Source organism: Frankia sp. Mgl5 (assembly GCF_023242985.1).
Classification (GTDB): domain Bacteria; phylum Actinomycetota; class Actinomycetes; order Frankiales; family Frankiaceae; genus Parafrankia; species Parafrankia soli.
On sequence record NZ_JALKFY010000541.1, the window covers coordinates 1 to 347 of the forward strand.

At 52.4% G+C, this 347-nt stretch carries 1 protein-coding gene; it reads right to left on the reverse strand.

Features of this window, described 5'->3' with window-relative positions; translation table 11 throughout:
• Positions 1-347, reverse strand: a 347-nt coding sequence (locus tag MXD62_RS10530) for an acyl-CoA dehydrogenase family protein (protein ID WP_248829135.1), incomplete at both ends; no start/stop codon positions are given.

A 347-nucleotide genomic window follows, 5' to 3' on the forward strand; every position in this document is an offset into this window, starting at 1 on the left:
TCGATCGTCGTTTTCAACATTTCTTCTGCAGCCACTTGCGCTGCAATGGCAACCACCAAACGCTCCTGCTGCAATTTTTCCATCAGGTAGCTGAAGCCTTTTCCTTCCTGTCCGATCAGGTTAGCGGCGGGTACCCGACAGTCCGCGAAAATCAATTCCGCTGTATCCTGGCTGTGCAGGCCGATTTTATCCAGCTTGCGGCCGCGGGAGAACCCTGGTGTGTCCCGTTCCACTACAATCAGGCTGATACCTTGGTGGGCAGGAACCGCTTTTGGATCAGTTTTACAGGCGACCAGCACAAGATCGCATTGAATACCGTTGGTGATGAACGTCTTTTGTCCATTGAG